This window comes from Algoriphagus resistens (assembly GCF_001442615.1).
GTDB classification, from domain to species: domain Bacteria; phylum Bacteroidota; class Bacteroidia; order Cytophagales; family Cyclobacteriaceae; genus Algoriphagus; species Algoriphagus resistens.
In genome coordinates this window covers 126,348-153,058 of the sequence record NZ_LMXN01000016.1, presented here as the reverse complement: position 1 = coordinate 153,058, position 26,711 = coordinate 126,348, and the positions used below count along the sequence as shown (strand labels likewise).

General features: G+C 41.5%; 20 protein-coding genes and 1 tRNA gene. 7 read left to right on the top strand and 14 right to left on the bottom strand.

What is annotated here, in order from left to right:
• Positions 1-584: 584 nt before the first annotated feature.
• The 7 genes from AS141_RS22545 to AS141_RS22510 all read right to left on the bottom strand — a co-directional run bounded on the left by AS141_RS22545 (position 585) and on the right by AS141_RS22510 (position 9,913).
• Entirely contained in the window at positions 585-1,607 is a 1,023-nt protein-coding gene (locus AS141_RS22545) for a PorP/SprF family type IX secretion system membrane protein (protein ID WP_057939971.1), read from the bottom strand.
• A complete protein-coding gene (locus AS141_RS22540) occupies positions 1,604-3,943 on the bottom strand; it encodes a PKD domain-containing protein (RefSeq protein ID WP_057939970.1) in 2,340 nt (779 codons plus the stop codon). Before AS141_RS22540 ends, AS141_RS22545 begins: the two co-directional genes overlap by 4 nt.
• 78 nt (positions 3,944-4,021) lie before the next feature.
• Positions 4,022-4,330 carry a hypothetical protein gene (locus AS141_RS22535; protein ID WP_057939969.1) on the bottom strand — a complete coding sequence of 103 codons (309 nt, stop codon included), beginning with the start codon at positions 4,328-4,330 and terminating at the stop codon, positions 4,022-4,024.
• Between the two features lie 456 nt (positions 4,331-4,786).
• Positions 4,787-6,058, bottom strand: a complete 1,272-nt coding sequence (locus AS141_RS22530) for an adenylosuccinate synthase (protein ID WP_057939976.1) — start codon at positions 6,056-6,058, stop codon at positions 4,787-4,789.
• A gap of 667 nt (positions 6,059-6,725) precedes the next feature.
• Positions 6,726-7,067 carry an STAS domain-containing protein gene (locus tag AS141_RS22520; protein WP_057939967.1) on the bottom strand — a complete coding sequence of 114 codons (342 nt, stop codon included), beginning with the start codon at positions 7,065-7,067 and terminating at the stop codon, positions 6,726-6,728.
• 107 nt (positions 7,068-7,174) lie between these two features.
• Positions 7,175-7,648, bottom strand: coding sequence for a Fur family transcriptional regulator (locus AS141_RS22515; protein WP_057939966.1), 474 nt, complete (start codon positions 7,646-7,648; stop codon positions 7,175-7,177).
• A 54-nt stretch (positions 7,649-7,702) separates the two neighbouring features.
• Entirely contained in the window at positions 7,703-9,913 is a 2,211-nt protein-coding gene (locus AS141_RS22510; RefSeq protein ID WP_057939965.1) for a RelA/SpoT family protein, read from the bottom strand.
• 155 nt (positions 9,914-10,068) lie between these two features.
• Between AS141_RS22510 and AS141_RS22505 the strand changes: the two genes are divergently transcribed.
• The 4 genes from AS141_RS22505 to clpX all read left to right on the top strand — a co-directional run bounded on the left by AS141_RS22505 (position 10,069) and on the right by clpX (position 13,544).
• Positions 10,069-10,150 (top strand) — tRNA-Leu (locus AS141_RS22505).
• Positions 10,151-10,242: 92 nt separating this feature from the next.
• The gene (gene tig, locus AS141_RS22500) at positions 10,243-11,568 is read left to right on the top strand and encodes a trigger factor (RefSeq protein WP_057939964.1); all 1,326 of its coding nucleotides are present in this window, start codon (positions 10,243-10,245) and stop codon (positions 11,566-11,568) included.
• A 75-nt stretch (positions 11,569-11,643) separates the two neighbouring features.
• Positions 11,644-12,318, top strand: coding sequence for a ClpP family protease (locus tag AS141_RS22495; RefSeq protein ID WP_057939963.1), 675 nt, complete (start codon positions 11,644-11,646; stop codon positions 12,316-12,318).
• Positions 12,318-13,544 carry an ATP-dependent Clp protease ATP-binding subunit ClpX gene (clpX, locus tag AS141_RS22490; protein WP_057939962.1) on the top strand — a complete coding sequence of 409 codons (1,227 nt, stop codon included), beginning with the start codon at positions 12,318-12,320 and terminating at the stop codon, positions 13,542-13,544. The genes AS141_RS22495 and clpX overlap by 1 nt, the downstream gene beginning before the upstream one ends.
• A 31-nt stretch (positions 13,545-13,575) precedes the next feature.
• Here clpX and lpxB read toward each other — a convergent pair whose 3' ends face one another.
• Together lpxB and AS141_RS22480 are read right to left on the bottom strand one after the other, a co-directional pair.
• A complete protein-coding gene (gene lpxB / locus AS141_RS22485; protein WP_057939961.1) occupies positions 13,576-14,697 on the bottom strand; it encodes a lipid-A-disaccharide synthase in 1,122 nt (373 codons plus the stop codon).
• Positions 14,698-14,727: 30 nt separating this feature from the next.
• Positions 14,728-15,147: a 6-pyruvoyl trahydropterin synthase family protein gene (locus AS141_RS22480; protein ID WP_057939960.1), complete on the bottom strand. Its 420-nt coding sequence runs from the start codon at positions 15,145-15,147 to the stop codon at positions 14,728-14,730.
• 727 nt (positions 15,148-15,874) lie between these two features.
• Between AS141_RS22480 and AS141_RS22475 the strand changes: the two genes are divergently transcribed.
• From AS141_RS22475 to AS141_RS22465, 3 genes are read left to right on the top strand one after another with little or no spacing between them, the layout of a single operon-like run.
• Entirely contained in the window at positions 15,875-17,026 is a 1,152-nt protein-coding gene (locus AS141_RS22475; protein WP_057939959.1) for an efflux RND transporter periplasmic adaptor subunit, read from the top strand.
• A gap of 50 nt (positions 17,027-17,076) precedes the next feature.
• A complete protein-coding gene (locus AS141_RS22470; RefSeq protein WP_057939958.1) occupies positions 17,077-20,262 on the top strand; it encodes an efflux RND transporter permease subunit in 3,186 nt (1,061 codons plus the stop codon).
• Positions 20,255-21,712, top strand: coding sequence for an efflux transporter outer membrane subunit (locus AS141_RS22465; RefSeq protein ID WP_057939957.1), 1,458 nt, complete (start codon positions 20,255-20,257; stop codon positions 21,710-21,712). The genes AS141_RS22470 and AS141_RS22465 overlap by 8 nt, the downstream gene beginning before the upstream one ends.
• A gap of 143 nt (positions 21,713-21,855) precedes the next feature.
• Here the strand turns inward: AS141_RS22465 and AS141_RS22460 are convergent, their stop codons facing one another.
• The 5 genes from AS141_RS22460 to AS141_RS22440 form a co-directional block, all read right to left on the bottom strand.
• Positions 21,856-22,233 carry a LytR/AlgR family response regulator transcription factor gene (locus AS141_RS22460; protein ID WP_157243554.1) on the bottom strand — a complete coding sequence of 126 codons (378 nt, stop codon included), beginning with the start codon at positions 22,231-22,233 and terminating at the stop codon, positions 21,856-21,858.
• Positions 22,230-22,778: a serine hydrolase gene (locus AS141_RS22455; protein ID WP_057939955.1), complete on the bottom strand. Its 549-nt coding sequence runs from the start codon at positions 22,776-22,778 to the stop codon at positions 22,230-22,232. The genes AS141_RS22460 and AS141_RS22455 overlap by 4 nt, the downstream gene beginning before the upstream one ends.
• A 523-nt stretch (positions 22,779-23,301) precedes the next feature.
• Entirely contained in the window at positions 23,302-23,850 is a 549-nt protein-coding gene (locus AS141_RS22450) for a hypothetical protein (protein WP_057939954.1), read from the bottom strand.
• A 402-nt stretch (positions 23,851-24,252) separates the two neighbouring features.
• Positions 24,253-25,101 carry a DUF1735 domain-containing protein gene (locus tag AS141_RS22445; RefSeq protein ID WP_057939953.1) on the bottom strand — a complete coding sequence of 283 codons (849 nt, stop codon included), beginning with the start codon at positions 25,099-25,101 and terminating at the stop codon, positions 24,253-24,255.
• Positions 25,102-25,122: 21 nt separating this feature from the next.
• Positions 25,123-26,706 carry a SusD/RagB family nutrient-binding outer membrane lipoprotein gene (locus AS141_RS22440; RefSeq protein WP_057939952.1) on the bottom strand — a complete coding sequence of 528 codons (1,584 nt, stop codon included), beginning with the start codon at positions 26,704-26,706 and terminating at the stop codon, positions 25,123-25,125.
• Positions 26,707-26,711: the final 5 nt, after the last annotated feature.

Genomic DNA, 26,711 nt, shown 5'->3' with positions numbered 1-26,711 from the left:
CAGCAAATCCCATGGACGTCTCCCTGTCTGTTCTCAGGTTACTATTTTTTTTCGTCTTACATCACTTCAAAGAACTTAGTGCCACCCGTTTGTGACCCTTGACAGCTGCTTCAACCTTCCGATTTCTGCCCCGTTTTTTCCCTTCCTTGCTGAAGGGAGTGCAAAGGTAAGCGTTATTTTTTATCCCGCAACAACCTTTGTGAAATTAATTTGTAAAGTTTTTCAGAAGCTTAACCCCTCTGCCTTTACCCCATCCTCAGACAGGTCCGCAAAGGTAGGCAGCATTGCTGACTTCCACAAACCTAAGCAAAATTAATTCCTTTCAATACTTCTTTGGAGGTTTCCCTCCCGTTCCCGCAACACCGTCTGCGTCGTTTGGGAGTGCAAATATCAGGACTTTTAATGAAACAGCAAGGAGTGGCTTGAAAATAATTAGTCATTTCCCATAACTACCTGAGTACAATAGAGAAAAATATGTAAAGAAGATTATTCTAATTCTTAGGTGCTAACTATGCTCCTACCAACAACACATTTCAATAAAATCACCTTTAGCAAAATATTATTCTGATAAAGATGGCATTTCTCTAATATCTAAATGTAGGAAGTGGTGGATAATACTTTTTGCGGGGGTCATGAGAAGAAAAAACATACCTAACGGAAACTTCGTGAGCCCCGCCCGACGCCCACAACCCCAACCTAGAAATGGTATAATCATAGCTGTACCCAAAGTCCAAACCTGAATCCAACTCGACCCCGATTAACCCAATTAAAGATTCATTATTGGGCAAATTATACTTGGTGGGAAGACCTCGATACCATAAACCCAGGATCAGAGGTTCGAAAAAAAACTCTGCACCTAGATCAAGTTGATCAAAAGCTCCCTGCGATTTATAATTAAAGGCAAAAGCAAGCGACCTTTCCTGGTCGGTATTATTGAAGTAATCATTGATATTTCCCGGTGCTAGCTTAAATCTCACTCCTCCCTGAAAAGAATATTTGACCGGCAGTCTGTTTGAATTAATTTCCAAATAGCTAATCTGAGGCTCCAACAAATGAAAAACCGAAACCCCAAACCAAAACATGTCTTCATAATATAAGAGCCCTGTATTCAGATCAGCTGCCCTCACTTGACTGTCACCGGTGAAGCCCACCCCCGGCTCCCCAACTATTACTCCTTTATCTATATCTAATTGTGTCCCCAAAATCACCCGGTCAAAAAGTACATCTCTCGATAAAAAACTTCCCTGTGCTCCCATATGAAGGAAACGCTTTTCCCCAACTCGTAATCTATAGCTATATACCAACCCTATTTCAGAAGCAGTACTTTGGGTAAAGGATTCTTTGGCTCCTGAAATTACTATTCCAAATCCGGAATTATATTTTGTTGAAAAATGATCAGCATAAGCAGTATAAGCAATAAAGCTTTGATCCAATGCAGGCCACTGATTTCGAAAGTTAACTCCTACCCTCGTAAGCCCGGTACTCCCCGCCAAAGCAGGATTTAGATAAAAAGGATTAGCATAAAATTGGGAATACTGAATATCTTGGCTGAAAGCCTCTAAAATTGAGAGAAGGACAACAATAAAAATCAGGCAAATCCGCATCATCTGATCAGTTTAAATTTACCAGTCTTGGTCACATTCTCTCCATCAGTAGCTAAACCGTTATATCTGTAAACATAAATACCGGCATTTAGCAGCTTTCCTTCCAATTTACCATCCCAGCCCTGAGTCATTAAATCATCGGTTTGGAAAATGAGATCTCCCCACGTATTAAAAATCAATAACTCTCCTGAAACCAAACCCTTTGATTTTGGGACGAAAAATCGGTTCTCACTAGCTAAAGGTGTAAAGCCAGTTGGGAACATCAATCTATAGCTCCGTAAAATCGAAACGGTTTTAATCACAGTGGTTTTGCATCCAAATTCGTTAGTAACTATAAGTGTCACATCAAAGTCTCCTTTTTTACCATAAACATGGCTCGGGTTTTTCTCATTGGAGACCGAACCATCGCCTAGATCCCAATTCCAACTTACAGCATCGCGTGAGGACCTATCCGTAAACTGAAAAATATCATCTGGAAAAAAGCCTCCGTCTTCCTCCCCTTTCACCCCGGTTCCCTGAATTTCAAATTCAAAATCAGCAACAAGCCCTTCTTCAGGAATACTAATTTGCAATGGCTCGGGTGAGGAGTAGCAATCCAGGTCTGCATGTTTAACCTGCAAGGAATACTCACCGGAAAGAAAAACTTCTTTCATTTCATCGTCTAAATATGTTTGCCCCTTGCCAAAAAGCTTATAATCATACGTAACAGGGTCATAGTTGACAATACCAAGAGTCACATCTACTGACTCCCCAGGCGTACAACTTATTATTGGAGATACGAATTCAAATTCTGGAAACTCAGGAAAACTCACCAAAATCGAATTGGAAATAGCCGGACAATTCCTATTATAGGCTTTTACCGAGTATTCACCAGCATCATGCACCGTGTATTTCATTGATTCCGCTCCATCAATGAGCACATCATCCTTATACCACTCATAACGCCCGTAACTATCATTTCCAACGGAAATAAGGTCCACAGTTTCGCCTCCACACAATTTCACTTCATCTACAAGATCCGGAAGACCTTCTACATAAATATTAACTGGCTCTGGAGATTCGTGGATTTTCAAGGTCATGGCATTTCCCGTAGAACTTTTGCCGTAAGTATCTGTAATGGTATAATAGACTGTAACACTTTGCCCAGCAAATCCTTCGTTAGGAAAAAAAGTATAATCCCCACCACTTTCCCCCGCTCTCAAAGTCCCCTCTGGTAAAATCAGCTCTCTGGTATCTTCCTTACACTTACCCTGTGCACACAAATCTCCAGTTTCCTCCTCAACCTCTTCTAAGGAACGGTAAAATTGCAAACAACGAATTTCGCTGTTTTCATTAGGCAGAACTACTTCCTCGTCTGTGATAAAGTATTGATTTTCCTGTCCTTCGCACGAAACGATATCAGAAAAATCAACTCCTTGGGGATTTAGCAACCCTTCTTGGTTGGAAACTTCCAATAACAGATTCTTAATCTCATGAATATTTGTCTCACCGCCAGTGGAAGCTGCAAAACCAATTTTTAGATTTTTTGGAGCTTCAAAAGTAAAAGCTGTACCCGCGAGAATGGTGATTGTTCGAGGTTCATTCTGGACCGTGGTGACGACCATTTCAAGCTTTACTAAATAGCCCACGCCATTTGGATGTGGCTCAAGCTCTAGAAAAACTTTTCTATATCCCGGCTGATTCAGATCTTCCACCCGAGTGGTACCAAATCCACCAGAACTCAATGGAAATTGAAATTCCACATCCAAGGCAATATTGGCATTCCCCGGGGGAGGATCAAATGTTATTTTTCCATTCACAAAATCATAGCCGTTGAATCCGATACCACCTCGTCGTAGTATGATGCTATTTGGAAAACGTGCAGTACTCCCACCTAGAAATCCGCCATTTCTATTTTCATTGGAATTGCTGAAATTCCCAAAAGAGTCAAAACCTAATCCTAAATATGCACCTGTCAGACCTGGCACGTCATCTTTTTGGGCGTAGCCCAATGAGCCTCCAAATCCCCCGGGCTGAAAATTCCGGGTTTCTGAATCAAACAAAAATACGGTGAGCCCATCTGCCCCGCTTCCCCCGTACATGAAATATTCAAATGATGCCTTCACGCCATAGGCAGATGAAAAAGGCACATCTATATATACATATCCATTCTGATTTGTCTCAGCTTCTGTCAGCCGCAGTGCACCATCAACTAGTTTGGCAGTGCCTCCAAACACAGTGGTGGCCTGAGTATTTCCATCTGAAAAAGACTCACAATAAGGGAACCCCACTTGCCCTTTTACAAAAAATGGGAAAGCAAGAAAAAAAAATGAAAGAGCTAGGCGCAATTCTCTATTCAAGGCGGCTTAATTTGGATGTCCAAAATACACTTTAATCATGTAGAATCGAGGAAGATAGGGAAAAATCCCTATCTGTCCTCACTGTCCCCGCAGTATGAACATTGTCAGTTCATCCTTGTTTGCAATAAGATAATCCTTGATGGATTCGACTTCCATCTTGTCAAACACCTCCCGCCCCCTTGTCCGCCTAACCTGTAGGTAGGTGGCATTCAGGTTCCCATATGATAGAATAAACTCCATCAGTCCACATCCCAATCGGTCATTCTCTGTGAGGTTCTTTTCAGCTATCCACATGAAAGTCCGCCCACCCAGATAGTCTTCGGATTCCCTCCTATTCTTCTGTGGGAACGTCTTTTCCTCGAAGATTTTCTGCAATCTATTTTTCATCCGGTAATATCCATTCACTTCTCGCACCTAAAGGTTCAGCCTTCCCCGGCTCTGTCGTATCCGGGTACTATGGCGTCTGTTAAACCCTTATGAAGGTTTACTCCGTGTTTCATACTACTTTTCCACACGTCCATGAGATCTCCCGCGGTAAGACAATCTACTTTCACTCCATATCCCCCCTCATTTACACTCTAATATCCACGTAATCATTGGACTTTGACTTGAGCTGCAGTCTCATCCCATCAGATATGCCTGATAAGGTTCCTGTTCCTCGGCGCAGAGTTCTACCGCCGGCTTCCTTCATATTCCACCTCGCGCTGAACACCCTTGCTCTTGGCTAGTGATTGGCGATTCCCCCACAGTGGACTTCCACCACCTAGTTGGTAGACATGCACGAGACACAATAAAAAAGCCCTCAATTTAAAATCAAGGGCTTCCTCTATCGTAAGTTTTCGATTAGCGCAGAATTGTCTGGATACGATCCGGGCCTACAGAAACCAATTTGATCGGAACATTTAATTCAGTTTCTAAATATTCTATATAGTCCTTCAATTCAGCTGGAAAATCCTCATAAGAATGAATATTCTCAAGAGAGCAATTCCATCCTTTCATCGTTTTATATACTGGATTAACTTCCTGTTCAGTAATCTCAAAGCTCAATCTGTCAATTTTCTCTCCGTCCGGCAATTCATAATGTGTACATACTTTAATTTCCTTAAAAATATTCAACACATCGCCTTTCATCATAAATAGCTGAGTGACGCCATTGATCATAATGGAATAACGTAATGCAGGTAAATCCAGCCAGCCGCACCTTCTTGGACGCCCGGTAGTACTTCCAAATTCATTGCCTTCTTTTCTCATATCCTGGCCATCCTGATCGAATAACTCTGTAGGAAAAGGGCCGCTACCAACTCGGGTACAGTACGCTTTGAAAATCCCAAAAACTTCTCCGATCTTGGAAGGAGCGACTCCCAGTCCTGTACAGGCACCGGCAGTCATTGTAGTACTACTTGTCACAAATGGGTAGCTTCCAAAATCAATGTCAAGTAAAGAACCCTGAGCACCTTCAGCAAGTATTCTCTTATTGGAATCCAACGCTTCATTTACCACATATTCACTGTCGATTAGATTCAAAGTCTTGAAAAACTCAACCGCAGAGAAAAATTGCTCTTCCATACCTGCCAATTCTTCTAATGGATGGCTATAGAATGAAAGTGTGGTTTTATGCTTGGCTACAAGTGTTTCGTATTTTTCTTTGAAATCCGGGCTCAGTATATCTCCGACCCTGAGCGCAGATCTACCGATTTTATCTTGATAGGTGGGTCCGATTCCTTTCAAGGTGGAACCGATTTTCTTGTCACCTTTGGATTGCTCCAAAGCAGCGTCAAGTAATTTGTGTGTAGGAATAATAATGGTGGCTTTCTTAGAAATCACCAGATTTTTCATGTAATCGATGGAAAATTTACCCAATCCATCAATCTCCTTTTTAAGGACAATTGGGTCCAGCACGACTCCATTCCCTATTATATTAAGTATCTGTGAGCGAAAAATCCCAGATGGGATCTGATGCAAAACGTGCTTTATTCCGTCAAATTCTAAGGTGTGTCCCGCATTCGGACCTCCTTGAAAACGGGCTACAATTTCATATTCAGGCGCTAATACGTCTACTATTTTTCCTTTTCCTTCATCTCCCCACTGGAGACCTAGAAGTACATCCATCTTCATTTGATGTGCGGTCTTATCTGTTACACTTGACTTTTTGAAGCGTGAAATTTGCGATAAGCCCATAGAAAACCAAGGGAAAGAGTGTAATTATTTCGAATCAGTAAGATTGACGTTGTAATAATACATCACATCTTCATCTGGCTGGGCTTAGGCCCAGAACATCAAATCATAGTTGGTATTCAAATACTTGGATTCCAGATCGGGATTAATTTCTGTCAAATTAAACTCATCTAATTTCTTAAAATTCAAATCAAAAACTTCTAGGTAATACGGTGTCTCTATCTATTCTATCTGTTCTTCACCTTTTACGAATCTCACATATTTTCCGGGATTGCCCAAATAAGTAATTGGTTCAACTCTTTCCTTTCATCCAATGCACCAAATTCACTTGAATTAGAAGATTCTATTGAAATTGCAGGATATTCCAAATCTCCAAAGACTCAATACTCATTTGACCCAAGCAGAGTCAACGGATAAAAAGACACTGTCAAGAGAGTGGACTATCTCGTTAAAAATGACCAAGGAAACCGCACTAAACCTCTCAGGAACCAATCCACTTTCTCCAATATGGAATTTCTTACGCTCTGAAACAGTCAAAAAAACACCTTGCTCTGCTGTTTCCTTCTCAGAACAGGACAATAAACAAATTACCAGAAAGAATAGTGAGCTACATCTTCTTTTTAAAATCATCTATTGAGTCAAAAACCGTAAAAATATTGTTCAGCTTAGTGATTATCAACAGTTTTTTTACATGCTCAGATGGTGCAGTCAGGTAAACTTCCCCATCTCTATTTCGCATCTTGGTAAGCATGGTGATCAATAGCCCGATTCCACTGGAACTGATATATCGCACTTCGCTGAGATCAACCACAAAGTTTTTGGCACCCTCTTCCACAGCATCGGAAACAACCTCCACCAGTTTGGGGCCCATTTCATCTCCAATCAAATCACCCTGAATAAAGAGGTAATGAGCTTGCTCATCCTTTGTAGTAGTATATGTCAATTTCATGTGTTAATAATTTGTTTTTTAGCGGTCAGATGGAATCTCGCATGGTTGATAATCATCCCAGTGTGTGACTCTTGAGTCATGCCTGTCTGCCATTAACAGGCTCAATTTCATGAATTTTCTTCTTTTCTATTATCACAGTTTTCTTTGGTACAATTACCATATAATAGTAAGGAGTGATGAAGTACCTTAAAGTTCAGAATCTCACCTACTGTATTTTGAATATTCTGGATTCGGGGATCACAAAATTCAACGACTTTGTTGCAATCAGTACAGATCAGGTGATCATGCTGTTTATAACCATATGACTTCTCGAACTGCGCCAGATTTTTACCAAATTGATGCTTGGTCACCAAGTCACATTCCTCCAAAAGATCAAGCGTATTATAAACAGTCGCCCGGCTTACCCGGTAGTTTTTGTTTTTCATACTGATGTAAAGTGACTCTACATCAAAATGGCCTGTTCGGCTATAAATTTCTTCAAGGATAGCATAGCGCTCCGGAGTCTTGCGAAGCTTCTTGGCTTCAAGATAAGCTGTAAATATTTTTTTTACCTCTTCGAAGTGAGTTGTATTCAAAGGCATTTGCTGGGTATTTTTTCAAATATAACTTTTGTAAGTAAGAAAAGATTCATTACATCAATCAAACCTTGAAACCTTTAATATTCCATCGACATCAGCCAGATTGTCTATCAACTTATCCAAGTGCTCCGTGCTATGTACATATAGCTTAATAGTTCCTTCAAAAATCCCTGCATCCGAATCCACTGTGATAGAACGCATATTTACTTTTAGCTCATTTGAAATCACTTTGGTCACGTCGTTGATCAAGCCTACGCGGTCAGTACCGATAATTCTCAATCCCGCCAAAAAGGCAATTTCCTTTTGACTTGTCCATCTCGCCTTGATTACCCGGTTGCCGTGATTAGAAAGGAGTTCCAGGGCATTCGGACAGGAGGTACGGTGGATTTTGATTCCTTCATTTACGGTAACAAAACCAAAGACATCATCTCCGGGAATTGGATTACAGCATTTTGCCAAAATATAATCTACCACATCCATATCCTCTCCGATCAACAATTGATCATGATCAGGGCCTTTGAGGCTTTTTATCTCTTTGGTAAAAGTAGATTCATCCCTTACTTTCTCCTGGCTTGATTTGTTCTGAAGCTTTTGTGTTGCTTTAAAGTCTTTGAATGATTTGATAGAAGTAGGGTCAATTGCCCCTATTCCTACGCGGTAGTAAAATTCGTTGGCTGTCTTGAGCTCGAAAAATGCCCTTAGCTTTTCAACAGATTCAGAATTGAATTCCATCTTCATCTGCTTCATCTTACGTTGTACAATCTCTCTTCCATCAAGAATTGCTGACTTTTTATCCTCGCGCAGGGCGTCCTTGATCTTTGCTTTTGCCCTAGAAGTAACCACATTATTCAACCAGTCCTCTGTAGGCTTTTGCTTGTTGGAAGTCAGAATCTCTACCTGGTCACCATTTTTCAACTTATGGGAAATAGGAACCAGGCGCTGATTGACTTTGGCCCCGATACATTTTGCCCCCACTTCTGTGTGGATTTCAAATGCAAAATCCAATGCCGTAGAACCAAACGGCAACACTTTCAAATCCCCCTTGGGGGTAAAAACAAATACCTCATCATGGAATAGATTCCCCCTGAAATCATCCATGAACTCAATAGCATTCCCGTCGTTGGATTCCAGTAAGCCGCGTACTTGAGTAATCCAGTCATCCAGCCCAGAATTTCCTTTTGAGTTATCCTTATATTTCCAGTGGGCAGCATATCCGCGTTCCGCAATCTCATCCATACGTTCGGTACGAATCTGCACTTCCACCCATTGTCCAGTCCCACTCATTACTGTGGTATGCAAGGATTCATAGCCATTCGAACGAGGGGTGCTTATCCAATCCCGAAGCCTATCCGGATTTGGCCTATAAAAATCAGTGACTATGGAGTACACTTGCCAGCAGTCAGCCTTTTCACTTTCAAGGTCACTTTCGAGAATAATCCGGATCGCAAACAGATCATAAACTTCCTCGAAAGGTATCCCCTGCTTCTTCATCTTATTATATATGGAGAAAACTGACTTGGGTCTTCCTTTTATAGTGAATTTCAGTCCAGTCCTCTTCAGTTCCTCCTCTATTGGCAGAATGAAGCTGCGGATAAATTTATTTCTATAGGATTTCGACTCATTTATTTTGAAAACAATATCCTTATAGGTAGCTGTGTCTGTATATTTCAGATACAGATCCTCCAGCTCAGACTTTATCGCATAAAGTCCAAGTCTATGTGCCAAAGGAGCATACAGGTACATGGTCTCAGATGCGATTTTAAGTTGCTTGTGCCTCGGCATACTGGCAAGCGTCCTCATATTATTGAGTCTATCGGCAAGTTTGATCAAAATCACCCGCACATCGTCGGAAAGTGTGAGCAACATCTTACGGAAGTTTTCGGCTTGCTGAGAGCTTCCATATTCGAAAACTCCGGCTATTTTGGTAAGACCGTCTATAATAGTCATAACCTTATAGCCAAACTCCCGCTCAATATCCTCAAGTTCCCATTCGGTATCTTCCACCACATCATGGAGTAAGGCAGATACAATAGAGGTAGTCCCTAACCCTATCTCTTCGACACATACTAGAGCCACTTCCAGCGGGTGATAGATATAAGGCTCACCAGACTTACGGCGCATATCTTTATGTGCGTCCAGTGAGACATTAAATGCCCTTTTTATGAGCTTGGCGTCTCCATCTTTTAAGATAGGCTTCGCTTGCCTCAATAATCTGCGGTACCGCTTGAGTATTTCTTTTCTTTCTTCTTCTATGTCCACTTCAATCATACAGGAGGAATTTAATACAAAAATGGGTAGAGACTCATTTTGTATCAAATGTTAAATATTTTTTTTAGTATACTATTGCATTTTATTTAATAGTACCTACATTTGCATCCACAATTGGATTTGGAATCTTATTTCCACTCTGAATTGTACGTATTGCGGATGTGGCGAAATTGGTAGACGCACTAGACTTAGGATCTAGCGCCGCGAGGCATGGGGGTTCGAGTCCCTCTATCCGCACAATATACCGAACCCTCAATCACTCAACTGTCTTCAACTGCAGGAAAGGGATTGGGGGTTTTTAGTTAATCTTCATTATTAAATTTTGAGCTTTGGAAATCACACAAGACAAGCATTCAGCAAATCAAGCTTCAATTAAAATTAAATTAAACGAAGCAGATTACCAACCTAAGGTTGACGCAAAACTTAAGGACTTTGCCAAAAAATCTAACATCAAGGGATTCAGACCTGGTAAGGCCCCTCTTTCAATGGTGAAGAGTATGTATGGCACCTCTGTTCTTGTTGAAGAGATCAACACTATCCTTAGTGAATCACTGAATACTTATCTAAAAGAACAAACTTTCAAAATTTTGGGAGACCCACTTCCGCAAGAACCAAACGGTGCAATCGACTGGAAAAAACAGAAGGATTTCGAATTTGATTATAAAATCGGGTTTGTGGAATCTGTGGATCTTCCACTTGATCCTAAGATCAAAGCAACAAAATATTCAATCAAAGTAGATGATAAGTTGATCAATGATACACTTGACAACTTAAAATCTCAATATGGTAACAGCACAAACCCTGAAGTGAGCGAAGAAGGCGACCATATTTATGGTGACTTGAAAGCAGCTGAAGGTGATTTTGAGAAAACAGTTTCATTAGATTTATCTAAAATCACAAAAAAACTAGCTGGTAAATTCATCGGTGTAAGCAAAGAAGCTGAGGTAGAATTCGAGGCTAAAGATGTGAAAAAAGGTCAGTGGGAAGAGGCCTTTGGATTAAGCGGGGAAGAAGCTAAAGACATTGATGGGGCCTTGAGGTTGACTGTAAAAAACATCAACAGAAAAGAAACTGCCGAAATGAACCAAGAGTTCTTCGATAAGATATTCGGCCCTGATGCAGTAAAATCTGAAGAAGAATTTATTACAAAGGTACGCGAGACACTTCAGGCCAATTACGACAAAGAATCAAAAGTATTTACTGAAGAAGAACTGAAGAAGGTACTCACAGAAGCTGCAAAAGTCGACCTTCCTGAAACTTTCTTGAAAGAGTGGCTGATGATTGCCAATGACGGAAAAGTAACCGAAGCGGATATTGAAAAAGAATTCCCTATTTACGCAAGACAGTTAACATGGTCTTTGATCTCTAACGAGATCGCTACCAAGAATGAAATCAAAGCTGAACACGAAGAAGTAATCGAGAAAACCAAGCAGATGGTCCGTGAGCAATTCGCCGCATCAGGTCTTGGATCGCAGATGGAAGACAGCATGGATATGTTTGTGGACAACTACCTGAAAGGTGAAGAAGGTCAGAACTATATGAACATGCTTACTTCAATCCAGAACGAAAAAGTACTTGCTTTTGCGCTTGACAAAATCAGTGTTAAAGAAAAGGAGATAAGCATTGATGAGTTTAAGGAACTTTTAGAGAAGTAAATCGCTTTAATCATCATAAAAAAGTCCTTATTCAAGGGCTTTTTTTATTTTTGCTTACCACAACAAACTCGAAAGATGATCAACAAAGAAGAATTCCGGAAATACGCCATCCATAATCAAGGCGTAAGTGGTACTGCTTTTGACCAGTACACTCAACATATTGAAAACATGACCCGTTCTGTAATCGAAGAGCGACCTCAGAATTTCAGAGAGATTGACGTATTCTCCAGATTGATCATGGACCGTATCATTTTCCTGGGCACAGGGGTAGATGATCACATTGCCAACATTATCGTAGCACAATTGCTATTTCTGGAATCAGTAGATTCCAAGAAAGATGTACTGCTTTACGTCAATAGCCCAGGAGGATCGGTGACTGCCGGCCTGGGTATTTATGACACAATGCAATTTATCAGCCCTGATGTAGCGACTATCTGTACAGGAATTGCAGCTTCTATGGGAGCTGTATTGCTAGCTGGGGGAGCAGCGGGAAAAAGATCTGCACTAAAGCATTCCAGGGTGATGATTCACCAGCCTTCGGGCGGTATGCAGGGAAAATCCACTGATATGGAGATTTCTTTGAAACTTATTCTATCAATGCGTGAAGAGTTGTATACAATTCTAGCACAGCATACCGGCAAAACACCGGAAGAGATAGAGAAAGATTCTGAAAGAGATTATTGGCTAAGGGCACAGGAAGCGAAATCTTATGGCCTAATTGATGAAGTATTAGTTAAAAAACCAAAATAATGGCTCAAGTTACCTGCTCGTTTTGCGGTAGAAACAAGAAAGATGTGGATTTAATGGTGTCAGGCATCTCTGCGCACATCTGTAATTTCTGCATTGATCAAGCTCACATGATTCTCGGCGAAGAAGATAAAGCCAAGAAACCTGGAAGCACAAAACCAAAAATCAAACTTAAGAAACCAAAGGAACTTACTGAGTATCTGAATCAATATGTAATTGGTCAGGAAGATGCTAAGAAGGTGTTAACGGTTGCTGTGTACAATCATTACAAGCGTCTTTTTCAGAAAGATGAAAATGATGAAGTGAAGATTGAAAAATCCAACATAATCATGGTGGGAGACACCGGAACAGGGAAGACCTATCTGGCCAAAACTTTAGCCAAGACCTTGGAAGTCCCCTTTTGTATAGCTGACGCTACTGTCTTGACTGAAGCTGGCTATGTAGGGGAAGACGTGGAAAGTATCCTAACCCGATTGCTTCAGGCGGCGGACTACAATGTGGAAGCTGCTGAGCGGGGAATAGTTTACATTGATGAGCTGGACAAAATCGCCAGAAAGTCAGACAACCCTTCCATCACGCGGGATGTAAGCGGTGAAGGGGTGCAGCAAGCCATGCTAAAGTTATTGGAAGGTACTGTCGTCAATGTGCCACCTCAAGGTGGTAGAAAACACCCAGATCAAAAGATGATCGCTGTAAATACTGAAAACATCCTCTTTATCTGCGGTGGGGCATTTGATGGTATTGCAAGACATATAGGTAAGAGATTGAACACCCAGCCTATGGGATTCAGCAAAGCAGCAGCTGATGCAGTAGCAGACAGAGAAAACTTGCTTCAATATGTGACAGCTCAGGATTTGAAAGCTTTCGGCTTGATCCCTGAATTGATCGGAAGACTTCCGGTGTTGACACATTTGGATCCTCTCCATGCAGATGCTTTAAAAAGGATTCTTACAGAACCTAAGAATGCCTTGGTAAAGCAATATGCAAAGTTGCTTAACTACGAAGGTGTGGAAGTCACGTTCGAAGAAAGCGGGATCGATTTCATCGTAGAAAAAGCTGTAGAGTTCAATCTTGGAGCAAGAGGGCTTCGATCAATTTGCGAAGCGATCATCACTGATGCGATGTATGATATCCCCTCAGATGATTCGATTAAGGAATTGATTATCGATGCGAAATATGCCCGTGAAAAATTCGATAAGTCAAAATTCAAACGACTTCAAGTAGCTTAAAAGTAAACCCCTGTTTCAACTGAGGCAGGGGTTATTTTTTACTTAGACTATCCAGAATCAATCCTGCTGTAGTCTCAGATGCACTTTTCTCCCCTATCCGCTCTTTGATCAAATCATATCCCTGAAGCATCTGTCCCTTATACACTTGATTACCCAGGATTTGTTGCAACTCAGCTTTCAGATTAGGAATGGAAAAATCACTTTGAATAAGTTCTTTCACGACTTCTTTATCGGCAATTAAATTGACTAAAGAAATGTAGGGTACGCGAATCAAGTTTTTGGCAATCGCATATGAGATGGAACTTGTGCGGTACACTACCACCTGGGGGACTCTAAATAGGGCTGTCTCTAACGTAGCCGTCCCTGAGGTTACCACAGCAGCAATTGCATGAGATAATAGATCGTAGGTCTGATCATAGATGACCCGAATGCCTGCATTTATTCCGCGCTGGTAGATTCCATTACCAAGATCCCCAACTCCGGCAATTACAAACTGGGCACTGGGAAATTCTCTTACTAAAGCAGTCATACGATCCAGCATAGCATTGATCTCCTGGGCGCGACTGCCCGGCAATAACGCAATAATAGGCTGGTAACTCAACTCGTTTTTCTGATAGAAAAACGCATGAGGTTGGAATTTCGAGATTTCATCAAGGAGAGGGTTTCCTACGTAGTGGACCTTCATGTCATATTTCTCAAAAAATTCAGGTTCAAAAGGTAAGATGGAATAAATCTGATCTGTGAAAGCTTTTAACTTCAACGCCCGCTTTTGGTTCCAGGCCCACACTTTTGGGGGAATATAATAATGAACCGGGATGTTCTTTTCTTTGGCGAAAGCCGCGATTTTCATATTAAACCCGCCATAATCCACAAGGATAATGGCATCAGGTGTGAATGCTAAAATATCATTCTTCACTAGTCTCAGGAATTTCAGTACTTTCCGAAATCCCATCACCACTTCCAAAAAACCCATCACCGCTACCTCTGCGTAATTAACAGCTAATTCCACTCCCGCATCTCTGGAGTAGCTTCCTCCCATCCCACGAATATTCAAATCTGGGTTTTGCGCCAGGAGAGAATACACCAGATTAGAGGCATGCAAATCCCCGGATCGTTCGCCAGAGATGATGTAGAGCTTTTTTTGTTGAGTCAAAAGGTTGAGATATTAACAAATACAAAAAGACTACTCCCCATAGTATTCCACAAAATTCCTCGGGGTCTCATACAGGGTAAGCTTGTGCAAACCACCGTTGGAGGTGATTTCATTCACGGCAGGTTCAAGAATTTTCCAAAATTCCATGATGAGATTTTCACAGCTGGCTAATTTACCTTGCATAAAATCAACATCTACATTCAAGTTTTTATGATCAACTTTCTCAATCACCAAATTTCGGATGATGGTGCTCAGCTTTTTCAGATCCACTACAAATCCAGTATCAGGATCAGGTAATCCTTTCACCATCACGATCAACTCAAAGTTGTGACCATGCCAGTTCACATTGGCGCAAGGCCCAAATACTTCAACATTCTTCTCTTCTGACCACTTTGGGTTCCAAAGCTTGTGGGCTGCATTGAAGTGTTCTTTTCTACAAACGTAAATCATCTCTAATAGGAATTGGCGACAAAGTTAACCAGAAGATGCGGAATATGGAATTCGTACACACTGTTATAAATCAATTGATCATCGTATGGAAAGTTCCCCCGACCAGTACCTGTACAGGCATAGTTTGTACAAATCCTCACCAATTTGCCCCAACTATTTCCCAAACGGAAGCTGCTTGTTAGAAAGGCGTAGGAAGTGGGGTTTTCGCATTAACATAAATTTGGAAAAATAACTTTGACATAAAAACAATCTCTGCACTTTAGGTAAACTCAAGTACACTGAAACCCTTATAGGGGGCCAAAAACTATATTTCAGCCTCAAATAACCCATTTATATTTATAATGGAGACACATTACTTCCTGTTTGAAGCTTAAATGATAGCCGCACCCCCATGCGATGTCAGCATAAATTTAAATTAAAGATTTTCAATCCGGGAAAAGATTGCGATACAGATCCTTCAAATGCCAATAGGACGGTATTAGGTGGCATTATATTAGGACAAGAGCTTCCCAAATTTCCAGCTTAGGTCAATTATTCAGTTTTTTTTGACCAATCGGAAAGGAATCCGGACTATCTCCTCAGTACTTAGTCCCTTATATAAGACAAAATAATAGACCCAAAATCCTACGAACCAAGAGAAAATCTGATGGGAAACTTTATGAATTTCATCTACAAGGAGCACCCTTTACAGTTTATAAAATTGTTTTAATCTATGACAATTACCTCTATGAAAATAATTTCTGACAGACTCCCTAGCTACGGGATAGCACGCTTGCTCTCATTTCCTATGTTGATTCTATCCATGAGCTTTTGTAAGGAAAAAGAGGTGGAAGACCAAGGATTGACTCTCCCCTATATTACACTTAAGGAAGAAGCCGCTGCTGTTCCCTATCAATACCTCGGCTCTATAGAGGGAACAGAAGATGTGGAGATCAGGCCTCAGGTGGATGGAATATTGGAGAAATTCCATGTGGATGAAGGACAGTATGTCAGAAAGGGACAACCATTGATGGACATCAATCAACAACCCTACTTGGAGGATCTTAGAAACGCAAGCGCAAATGTGCAACTTGAAGAGGCTAAACTCCGAAAGGCAAAAACGGAACTGGACCGGTTGCAACCCCTCATAGAAAATGCAGTGATCTCTGAAGTTCAGCAAAAAACCGCGCAGGCTGACTATGAAGTTGCACAGTCCTCTCTGGAGAAAGCCAAGGCTGCAGAGGCTAATATGAAGATCAAGTTGGAATTTACAACCATTAAGGCTCCTGTGAGTGGTTTTGTAGGCAGATTTCCCAAGTCAGTAGGAAACGTAGTCAAGCAAACAGATTCCGAACCTCTCACGGTGTTATCCAATGTAAATGATATCTATGTCTACTTTTCTATGAGTGAGTCCGACTACCTACTCTATCAGCGGATGAAAATGGATACCGCTTCTCAATCGATGAAGATGAATCCTAATGTAAAGTTAGTTCTGGCTGATGGCTCCATTTATGAGCATCCTGGTATTGTAGATGCCACCTCCGGTCAGATTGACCGAGCTACTGGCTCCATATCGCTGCGTGCAAAATTCCGAAACCCGGACACACTACTCAGGCTGGGAAATACCGGAAAAATATTGATGGAGCAGATATATCCCAAAGCGGTGATGATCCCTCAGGGGGCTACAGTTTCTATCCAGGACAAAAAATTTGTTTTCGTATTGAAAGAAGACAATACCGCAGAAAGAAGAGAAATCGAAATCGAAGGGATATCAGGAAACAATTATATCGTAAAAGATAAAACACTTTCAGCAAACGACAGAATCATCACCTCCGGGCTGGATAAGTTGGCCAACGGCATGAAAGTCAACCCGATTACTAGAAATAGAATTCCTAACTAGGCTTTTTTTGATATTTCTTCAATAAAACTCAGCACAAGTATCTTTCAAAAATGATAAAGAAAATTATAGATCAGCCAGTTGTGGCGATGGTAATTTCCATTCTCTTGGTGTTGGCCGGGATAATGGGTATCAGAAGCCTGCCAGTCGAGCGATTTCCAGAAATAGCCCCTCCAAGTGTAAATGTAAGTGTAAAATATCCAGGAGGAAATGCTGAGACTATTGCAGGATCTGTTCTTCTCCCATTGGAGGAAGCGATCAATGGTGTAGAAGGTATGACATATATCAGTTCCTCTGCCACCAATGCTGGTACAGGTACTATCAACGTGTATTTCAAACCAGGGACAGATCCCGATATCGCTGCTGTAAATATCCAAAACAGGGTTTCTGAAGTCACTGAATTTCTTCCTCCAGAGGTGGTAGAAGCCGGAATATCGGTTATGAAGAGGCTTAAAGGAAGCATCATGACCATTAATTTTTACAGCGAAAACCCTTCCTACGATGAGACTTTTCTTCAAGCCTATATCAGAAGGGACATTCGGCGGGAACTCAAACGCGTAGAAGGCATCGCAGAAGCGACTATTTTAAGGCAGCGGGATTATGCTATGCGTGTATGGCTAATGCCTGAAAAAATGGCTTTGTATGGACTCACCCCTGATGATGTAATTAAACAGATCCGTGACCAAAGTTTTGAAGCCGCACCAGGTAAATTCGGTGAAGACTCTGAAGGTGTGTTCGAAACGGTCATTCGTCATGAAGGCAGGTTTAATGTTCCGGAGCGCTATGAAAACCTGGTAATCAAGGCAACAAATGACGGCTCTATACTTCGCTTAAAAGATGTGGCCAGATTAGAATTCGGGGCTTCGAATTACGCAAGTGACAACAAAGTAGATGGGATGCCAGGCGTGACTATGGACATTGTCCAGATGAGTGGATCCAATGCCAAAGAAATTGATGAACGGGTAAGAGCAGTATTAGAGGAGCGGGCCAGATTCTTTCCTGAAGGCATGAAGTACGATATTTCTTACAGTGTCAGAAAACAGATCGATGAATCAATGAGCCAAGTGGTAAAAACACTGATTGAAGCTTTCGTACTGGTTTTTCTTGTGGTATTTATCTTTCTGCAAAATTTCAAAGTCACTTTTATCACCGCCATTACCATTCCGATTTCTCTACTGGGAACCTTCTTTTTTCTCCAGCTGATCGGGAGTACTATGAATGTACTCAGCATGTTTTCTATGGTTTTGTCCATCGGAATTGTGGTAGATAACAGTATCGTGGTAATAGAGGCCATCTATGAGAAGATGCAGAAGCATGGGATGGGAGCCCGACAGGCAGTGAATGATGCTATGAATGAAATTACAGGAGCGATTGTATCCATTACTATTGTTATTTCAGCTGTATTTCTTCCGGTGGGTTTCTTGAGCGGCCCAGTAGGGGTATTTTATCAGGAATTTGCCTATACCATTATCATCGCAGTGGTGATTTCAGCAGTCGTATCACTTACCCTTGGCCCAGTGCTTATGATCTTGTTTTTCAAAGAGCGGACCCGGCCAAAGAAAAAAATCAGAATCGTAGAACGTATCAGTGGTTCCCGCTCTATGCTGAAGGTGAAAGTACTTAGGGATACGGGACTACGGAAGTTTGACACCCTTTTTGACAGATTTGTCACCAAGTATGTACTTATGGCAAAATGGGCCATTATGCATAAATGGCTATCCCTGGGAGGACTTGTAGTGATTACAGCAGGAACTGTATTTCTCTCAGGTTTAGCCCCAAAAGCATTTATCCCCACAGAAGATGATAGTTTCCTAACCTTGTCACTTGCCATGCCTCCTGCATCATCCTTACATAGAACATCTGAAGCACTACTTCAGGCAGATTCAATTTTAAAGGAGCATCCAGCCGTAGCAGGAATCAATACTGTTGCGGGAAACAACATTGTTGATAATGCCGCCAGTACCTCCTATGGCATGGCCTATATCAAACTCAAAGACATCCCTGAGCGTGGGAAAATCAGAGAATTGGAAGAAGTGATTGCAGATATCACCGCTAAGCTTTCCTCTCATATCGTTGATGCGAGAATCCGAGTGTATCCTAAACCAACAGTACAGGGATTTGGTGATTTTAGCGGACTGGAATTTGTAATGCAAGATCGGGAAGGTGGGGATCTCAGTGATTTTAACCTCGCCGCGAACGAATTCATCAATGAGGTATTAAGCCGTAAAGAAATCGAGAATGCCTTTTCTTCCTTCGATGTAAACTACCCCCAATACAAAATCAAGATAGATTACGAAAAAGCAAAAAAACTTGGTGTAAGCGTCAGTGAGATGATGAAAACCATGCAAGGGTATTTTGGAAGAAGACGTGTAGGAGATTTCAACCGATTCGGAAGACAATATCAGGTGTTTGCCCAGTCTGATGTACAGTATCGGGAAAACACCAAGGCAATCAACTCGATTTTCGTGAAGAACAATGAAGGCGAGATGGTCCCCTTAAACACGTTGGTTTCTCTGGAACAGGCTTTTGGCCCGGAACTAGTGAGAAGATATAACTTGTATACGGCGGTGAAAATAAGCGCTATCCCAGCCGAAGGATACAGTACAAACGATGCTATGGCCGCAGTGGAAGAGATTGCTGCAAAACTCCCTGCAAATTACAGCTACGAGTGGACAGGGATGAGCCTTGAGGAGAAAAACTCGGGCTCAGATGCGACCATGGTATTTATCATCAGTATTGTATTGGTTTATTTTATTCTAGCCGCACAATACAACAGCTTCTGGCTACCACTTGCGGTGATGCTATCACTACCCACCGGAATATTCGGGGTATATGTAGCCATTAATTTGACAGGTATCAATAATAACATCTATGTACAGGTAGGAATACTGATGCTCATCGGTCTATTGGCAAAGAATGCCATTTTGATTGTAGAATTTGCCTCGCAGAAAAGACGGGCTGGAGCCAGTGTTTTGGATGCGGTACTTGATGCCAGTGCCTTACGTGTGCGTGCGATAATTATGACCTCACTTGCATTCACTGTGGGGCTGATACCGCTGATGTTTTCTGTTGGATCTGCCGCACAGGGAAACAAATCAGTCAGCGTTGGCACGGCAGGAGGAATGTTGTCTGGAATTATTCTTGGAATATTCATCATCCCTGTGTTGGCATACTTATTCCAATCATTACATGACAGATTCAATTTGGAAACCGCAGAACAACCACATCCCCATGAATAAATTACAGTCACTAAAAATAGTAGTATTTCTTCTGCTCGCCGCTACAGGTTGTAAAGTGGGAGAGCCATACTCAAGACCTAATTTTGACATTTCAGATGAATTCTATGGAGGCCCAACCTACCAGGATACTATTTCAACCGGATCCCGGACTTTGACTGAAATTAAATGGGCAGAGTTTTTTGATGACCCCCAACTGATTGGTTTAATAGATACTGCACTGGCAAATAATCTAGATATGCAACGGGCGGTCCAGAATATAGAGATCAGCATGTTGGACTTCAAACAATCCAAGGCCAATATGTATCCTACATTGGGGATTACACCACTGGGATTGAACCGTGAATATGCTTCAGAAAATTATGCGAATTTCGGGTCAAACCGCTCACGGAATATCCATGATGGAAATCCCCCGTCCACACTTTACACGGAGCGACTTTCTTATTATAACCAGATTTCTTCCAGTTGGGAAATAGACTTATGGGGAAAATACCGTTGGCAGAAAGACGCTGCTCTGGCCTGCTATATGCAAAGTGAAGAATTCAAAAAAGCAGTTCAAACCGCGCTGGTAGCTGAAGTGGCAGCCACCTATTATACACTGCTGAAACTTAAAGCCGAACTGGAAGTGGCCGAGAGGAACCTAAGCCTAAATGAAAACACCTTGCGTATAGTGGAGTTGCAATTTGAAGCTGGTGAGGCTACTTCTCTAGCAATCCAGCAGACTAAGTCCCAGAAATTGAAATTCCAATCCCTCATTCCCCAGATCAAAAGAAACTACAGCATCCAGGAAAATCGACTCAATTACCTTCTAGGCAGATCACCGCAGGAGGTAGAGATAGCTGGTGAATTAGAAAATGCTACTTTTCAAAACACCTATAGTACAGGTGTACCGTTGGAGCTCATTACCAACAGGCCTGATATTGCATCCTCCGAATATGCTCTCATAGCAAGTAATGCTCAGGTAGGAATAGCGAAGGCAATGAAATACCCCTCTTTAAGCATCAATGCTGGAATAGGAATGGATGCTTATCAGCTAAGTAAGCTCGCTAACCCGGTAGAATCTGCCTTTGCTCTACTTAATGGAGCTATTTTTCAGCCTGTATTTATGAATGGAAAGCTGAAGAACAACCATAAAAAGGCTTTGGCCAGAAGAGAAATTGCTCAGCTCGATTTCAAGGATAATTTGATCGTAGCAGTGAAAGAAGTCTCTGATGCACTGGTCACAATCGAAAATCTAGAAGAGGAGTATGTACTTGCCGAAGAGAGAATCCAAACTACCAAGAAAGGAATAATGGATGCTGCCTTATTATTCCGTACAGGCTTTGCAAATTACCTTGAAGTCAACACCGCCCAGGGTGATGCTTTGGAAAGCGAATTAAACCTGATCGATCTTAAAATGCGCATCTTACTAGCCAACATTGACTTATACAGAAGTCTGGGAGGAGGCTGGTAATAAAGCCGAGCTTACCTGAAGCACAGAAGGATAATGCTCTTGTAAAGATACAGCTTAAATATAGGGACTCTTATACCTGATCACGGATAATCCCTGCTGTCTTGCGCTTTGGACAGGAACAAAGACTCGCAACACGCAGACCCCTAGAGCGAACGGTGTGACATGACACGAAGAAATTCATCCTTCTTTTTTGGAGAGATAATCACCGGGAACCCATCACTCATCACCGCATAGCCTCCGTCGGTTTTAAGCATTCGTTGGATTTTGTTCAGATTGATGATATGGGAGTTGTGTATGCGCATAAAAAAATGCCTACAGAGAAGTATCTCATATTCTTTCAGGTTTTTGCTGACCATAATCTTCCTCCCATCCACTAGATGGAAAGTAGAATAAGCACCTGCTGCTTCTATCCGAATGATGTCATGCAAGGGTACAAATTCAAGTTCATTTGACAGAGATAAAGTCAGCGTAGGTTGTCCTTGCGACTTAAGTTCATTCAGATTTTGGAGAAGGGATGTCAAAAGTTGGCATCGGCATATTCAGGTACTTTGGACGCCATGATGGGGCTGCTCACCATGTTTTGAAGGGTTGTCCAGCCAGTCCTACTTGTACGAATACCAGAGGTATGGGTGAGCAACTGCCGAAAAGTAATCTGGCTTATATCAGGATGGATATCCCAGCTTACCGGTAACCATGGACCAATAACATCACCCAGATCGACTTTAGCTTTAGGTAAAATACGCAATGCCGCAGTTGCTGTCAGTGTTTTGGTGACGCTAGCTATGTTTACATACCCATCAATGCTTGATGGTATAGCACCTGTTCTAGAAATACCTCCTATTCCTACCGCTTCGGTCTCAGCAATATTACCGTTTCTGGTGATGACAAATTGATAGCCTCTTGCTCCAGTCAACTGGGCATTTAGATTTTCTTTAAACAATTCAGCATCGAATACCACATCATTGGAAGCGATAGGTAATGTATCAATTAGTTGACAGGAAACCAGGCTTGCAGCCATAAGAAAAGCTATCCCGGCATTAAGGAAAAATTTTGTTGATGTTTTCATTTTTTTCTTGATTTTAGTTTTGAACTACACGAATGTATGTCGCACAAAACTTCCCTCTAGCCCCACTTAACCAAACAGTTTCACCACTTTACGGATACCCGGTTTGGCTTAACAAGCAGGTTGAGTTTTAAAAATTTAGCTATTGTTCCTCTGAATAAAACAGGATAGCTGACCTAGAATTAAAGACTGAAAACTGGGGGGGGTACTTTCAAAAAAATGACCTTAACGATAGGGATCAAAAAATCGAAACAGGTTCTCGGACTCGTTGTCACCTAGAGCTATGCATTACAGGGGGTAACAAGAGATGGGTCTTTGTGACACACAGTTAGATGGGATTATTTCTTCTCCATACATTTGGCCAGAACGCCCTCTCTAAGATGCACATGGGCCAGTTAAGATTCCCCAAAGTTAAATCACTCGTACCCATCAAAAAAAAGTCTTCATAAACAGACGTTTATGAAGACTTATCAATTCAAACAAGAGGGCACAGCCCTTTCTTGTTCATGGCAATTATAATGACTGCCTATTGTAGTTTAAAAGCTACTCCTAGATTAAGATAGGACACACCGTATCCAATTTCAGCAAATGCCCCTACATTTTCAGTGAAATAATACCTACCCCCTACATACAGACTAAGTCCTAAATTATTGTTGAAATTACCCGTAGCTACACCAGAGTTATCACTGTAATTTACCAGGTAATAACCTAACATGACCCCTCCGTAAATATCAAGGTTATCGACGTCCAACCCATTGTAATGGTAAGCACTTCTAACACCGATAAGCGTATAGTTCCATTTTGATTCAAATCCTGCCCCATACTGGTTCCGATACCCTTTGTAGCCAATGTAGCCACCGAGGCTGATTACCCCCGGACCTCCAACTTCCCATACGCCTTGCTCATATTGAGCGCTGATAGCAGGAATCTGATTATTGTAACTGAATCCACTACCTACAGCACTCCCAAGTCCAATACCTAAGGATACCACTTTGCTACCTTGCTGAAACTCCTGTCCAAAACTTACAAACGGCGCCGAAAGCACCAGTAAAAAAACTACTAGATATTTTTTCATGATTTATAAAATTTATTTCGGGCAAAAATAGAAAGAAACTTACTATTTCAGTATATTCTCGTAGCTATAAAACTAATAAAAATTGTGTCAGCGCAGGAGGCAAACTCCAATGCCACTTTTAAATAGTATCGTTGGCAACTCCCTCAACAATCCGAATACCCCAAAACTTTTGTCCGTTGTTCAGTATGAGTGAAATCCACTAGGGTTGGGGTTGCCAGATATAGGCGGAAAACCAAATTTGGACTCTCCATCCTGCAGGGAAGGTAATAACGAATCTGGCGGAGTACCTTTAAGGTCAGATTCCTACAAAACAAATAGCACCGAGTCAAAACCCGATGCTATCTAATTTTATCCTTTAAAACTGTAACGCTTATTAAGGACTGGTTAACCTGATGAGTACACCTAATCTTGTTTAACCAAGAGCTGAGTCATAGTCCTAACACCAACAGTATATTTAACATATATAGTCTTTGTTTCAGGATCCCAATAGTTCTCAGGATAGTTTGTAGCGTTACCTAGACCAGAAACTGAAATTACACTTGCATAATTATTCACTGGGTCAACTTCAATGATGGTCTGGTTAGAATATATACCAATCAAGTTAGATGTTGTGGTGAATTCGCCAACAGTTGACATATGAACAGTATTAGTACCAGCTCCAAGAGAGCCCGTATAGGTATTGGTCCAATCACCAGCCCACTGATTGTTAGGAATCACGGCATAAATCATGTGGCCAAAGTTACCGCTCACCACACCACTTGATGCGGAAGAAATCTTCAATGGAAGTGCATAGTTTGCGTCAAAACCAAACTGGTCAGGCTTTACCGTCATCATGATACTGGCCCTTTTCTCTCCTTTTGGAATAGTAACGGTTACTGAGTTACCACCTCCTGGGAAGGCATATTTACTCGCATCTAGTAAAACGTACTCATCACCACCGGACAATCCTTGATCTTCGTTGTATGCTTCAATATCAGAAGGAGACACTTCTACAGTGACATCAATATCTTCAGGTGCATCATGTGCGCCAGAATATTGAACAATCACTTCGATTTGATCTTCAGGAACCGCTTCAAATGTGAGCCTGTTCAAAGGATAAATGCTACCAACTCCTACCAGCGGAGCTTGTTCCACAATCTCGATGACTCCATTTGTTTTATCCGGATCGAAAAGCGGATCCTCGTCCAGGCAAGAAGTCAGTGTCAGCGCTGCGACACTAAACATCCCTATTTTACTTAGTATATTTTTCATTTGAATTAATATTTAAGGAGATTATTGCTCTTGCCAGAAAATCAAACTAGTAAATTGATTAATTCCGGTAGGAACGTTAGTGCCGTTAAGTTGAACCTCAGTGTTAGCATACAGGTATCTTACTGGAAGTTTATCCGCTCTGGTTGAGTTAGAAAGCAACGAGGCAAACGTTCTCTCAGGATTACTTGAACCTGGTGCAATCGTAGGATAACCTGTTCTTCTAAATTCAGACCATGTCTCCTGTGCATTGATGAAATTATAAGCAACATACTTTTGCGTAATAATTGCTTCTAGCTTTTCTTCTGGAGAAGTAGCCAATGAGTAGTTTACCAAATAATTATTTGGATTTTCTTCCTTGTAAATTTCAAAATCAGCAACTGGATCTAAATCTTCTGCGATTGCTCCAGAAATATCTTCATATAGATATTCAAATGAAGCAATTACACCGCTTTCAAAAGCAGCTAGATCATCTCCGTCTAAATACCCCTTCATGAACGCCTCAGCCTGAAGTAAATAAGCCTCAGAAGCTAGCATTAATGGCACACTGGCAGTTCTACCTTTTAATAAACCAATTGAATTGGTTGCATTTGAGCCAGTACCCGAACCTACATACCATGCAGGCTGGCTGGTGATGGCAAAAGGATTATCTACCAAATCTCCTAACTGGCCAATTGGTGTATCAGCAGGATAGCCCCTATACGTTGCTGCACCCCGTCCATTATCCAAGATTTTATTCCCATTATAAAACCCAAAGGTATAGATTGATGGGATGGTGGATCTACCCTGTCCTGCCAATGTTCCAGCAGCATTCGAATGATAGGTATTCCAATATGGATTTTGCTTACCATCAGTTGCAATATATCCTGGGTTCACCATAGCATCATCCGTAATAAAACCTAGATCAGTATTAAAGGCCGCGAATTCAGATGCAGCAAAGCTGGCCGTTTCATCAGCTTCTGCCATGCGGATAAGTAATCTGAGTTTCAAAGTATTTGCGAATCTTATCCACTGATCCATATCGCCGCCGAACATTACATCTCCCGAACCTATTGCATTGGCACCCTCTGCCGTTTCTATTATCGAAATGGCCTCATTTAATTTAGTCACCAAATCTTGGTAAACGGCATCCTGAGCTTCATAGACAGGAGTAACGTTTTCAGCCCCCTTAAGTGCCTCGCTGTAAGGGATATCCCCATATACATCTACTAGCATATGAAAGTCATACGCTTTCATAATCTTGGCAATTGCATTGCTATATGCCTGAGTAGAATTTCCTTCGGATTGGCTTTCTATGTATTCATAATTTACTAGATCATTGTAAGCATCAGTCCAAAGCGTAGCGTAAGATGTGGTTGTATAATTATAAGTAACTACCGACCCAAATCCTCCAAAACCGCCTGCATTAACGGTGTTCCCGTTGACCCACATAGCATTGGTATTAAAACTCCTGAGCAGGGATGCGGTGCTGGTTAGCGCGTTTGGAAGCACCAACTCGGGCGTTGCAGAGGTAGCTTGGTTCGTGTTTTCATTATCCCCAATGAAACTCTCACATGAGGACAAAGAAACGGCGCAAGCTAAAACTATAGATTTAAATATATTTTTCATTTCAA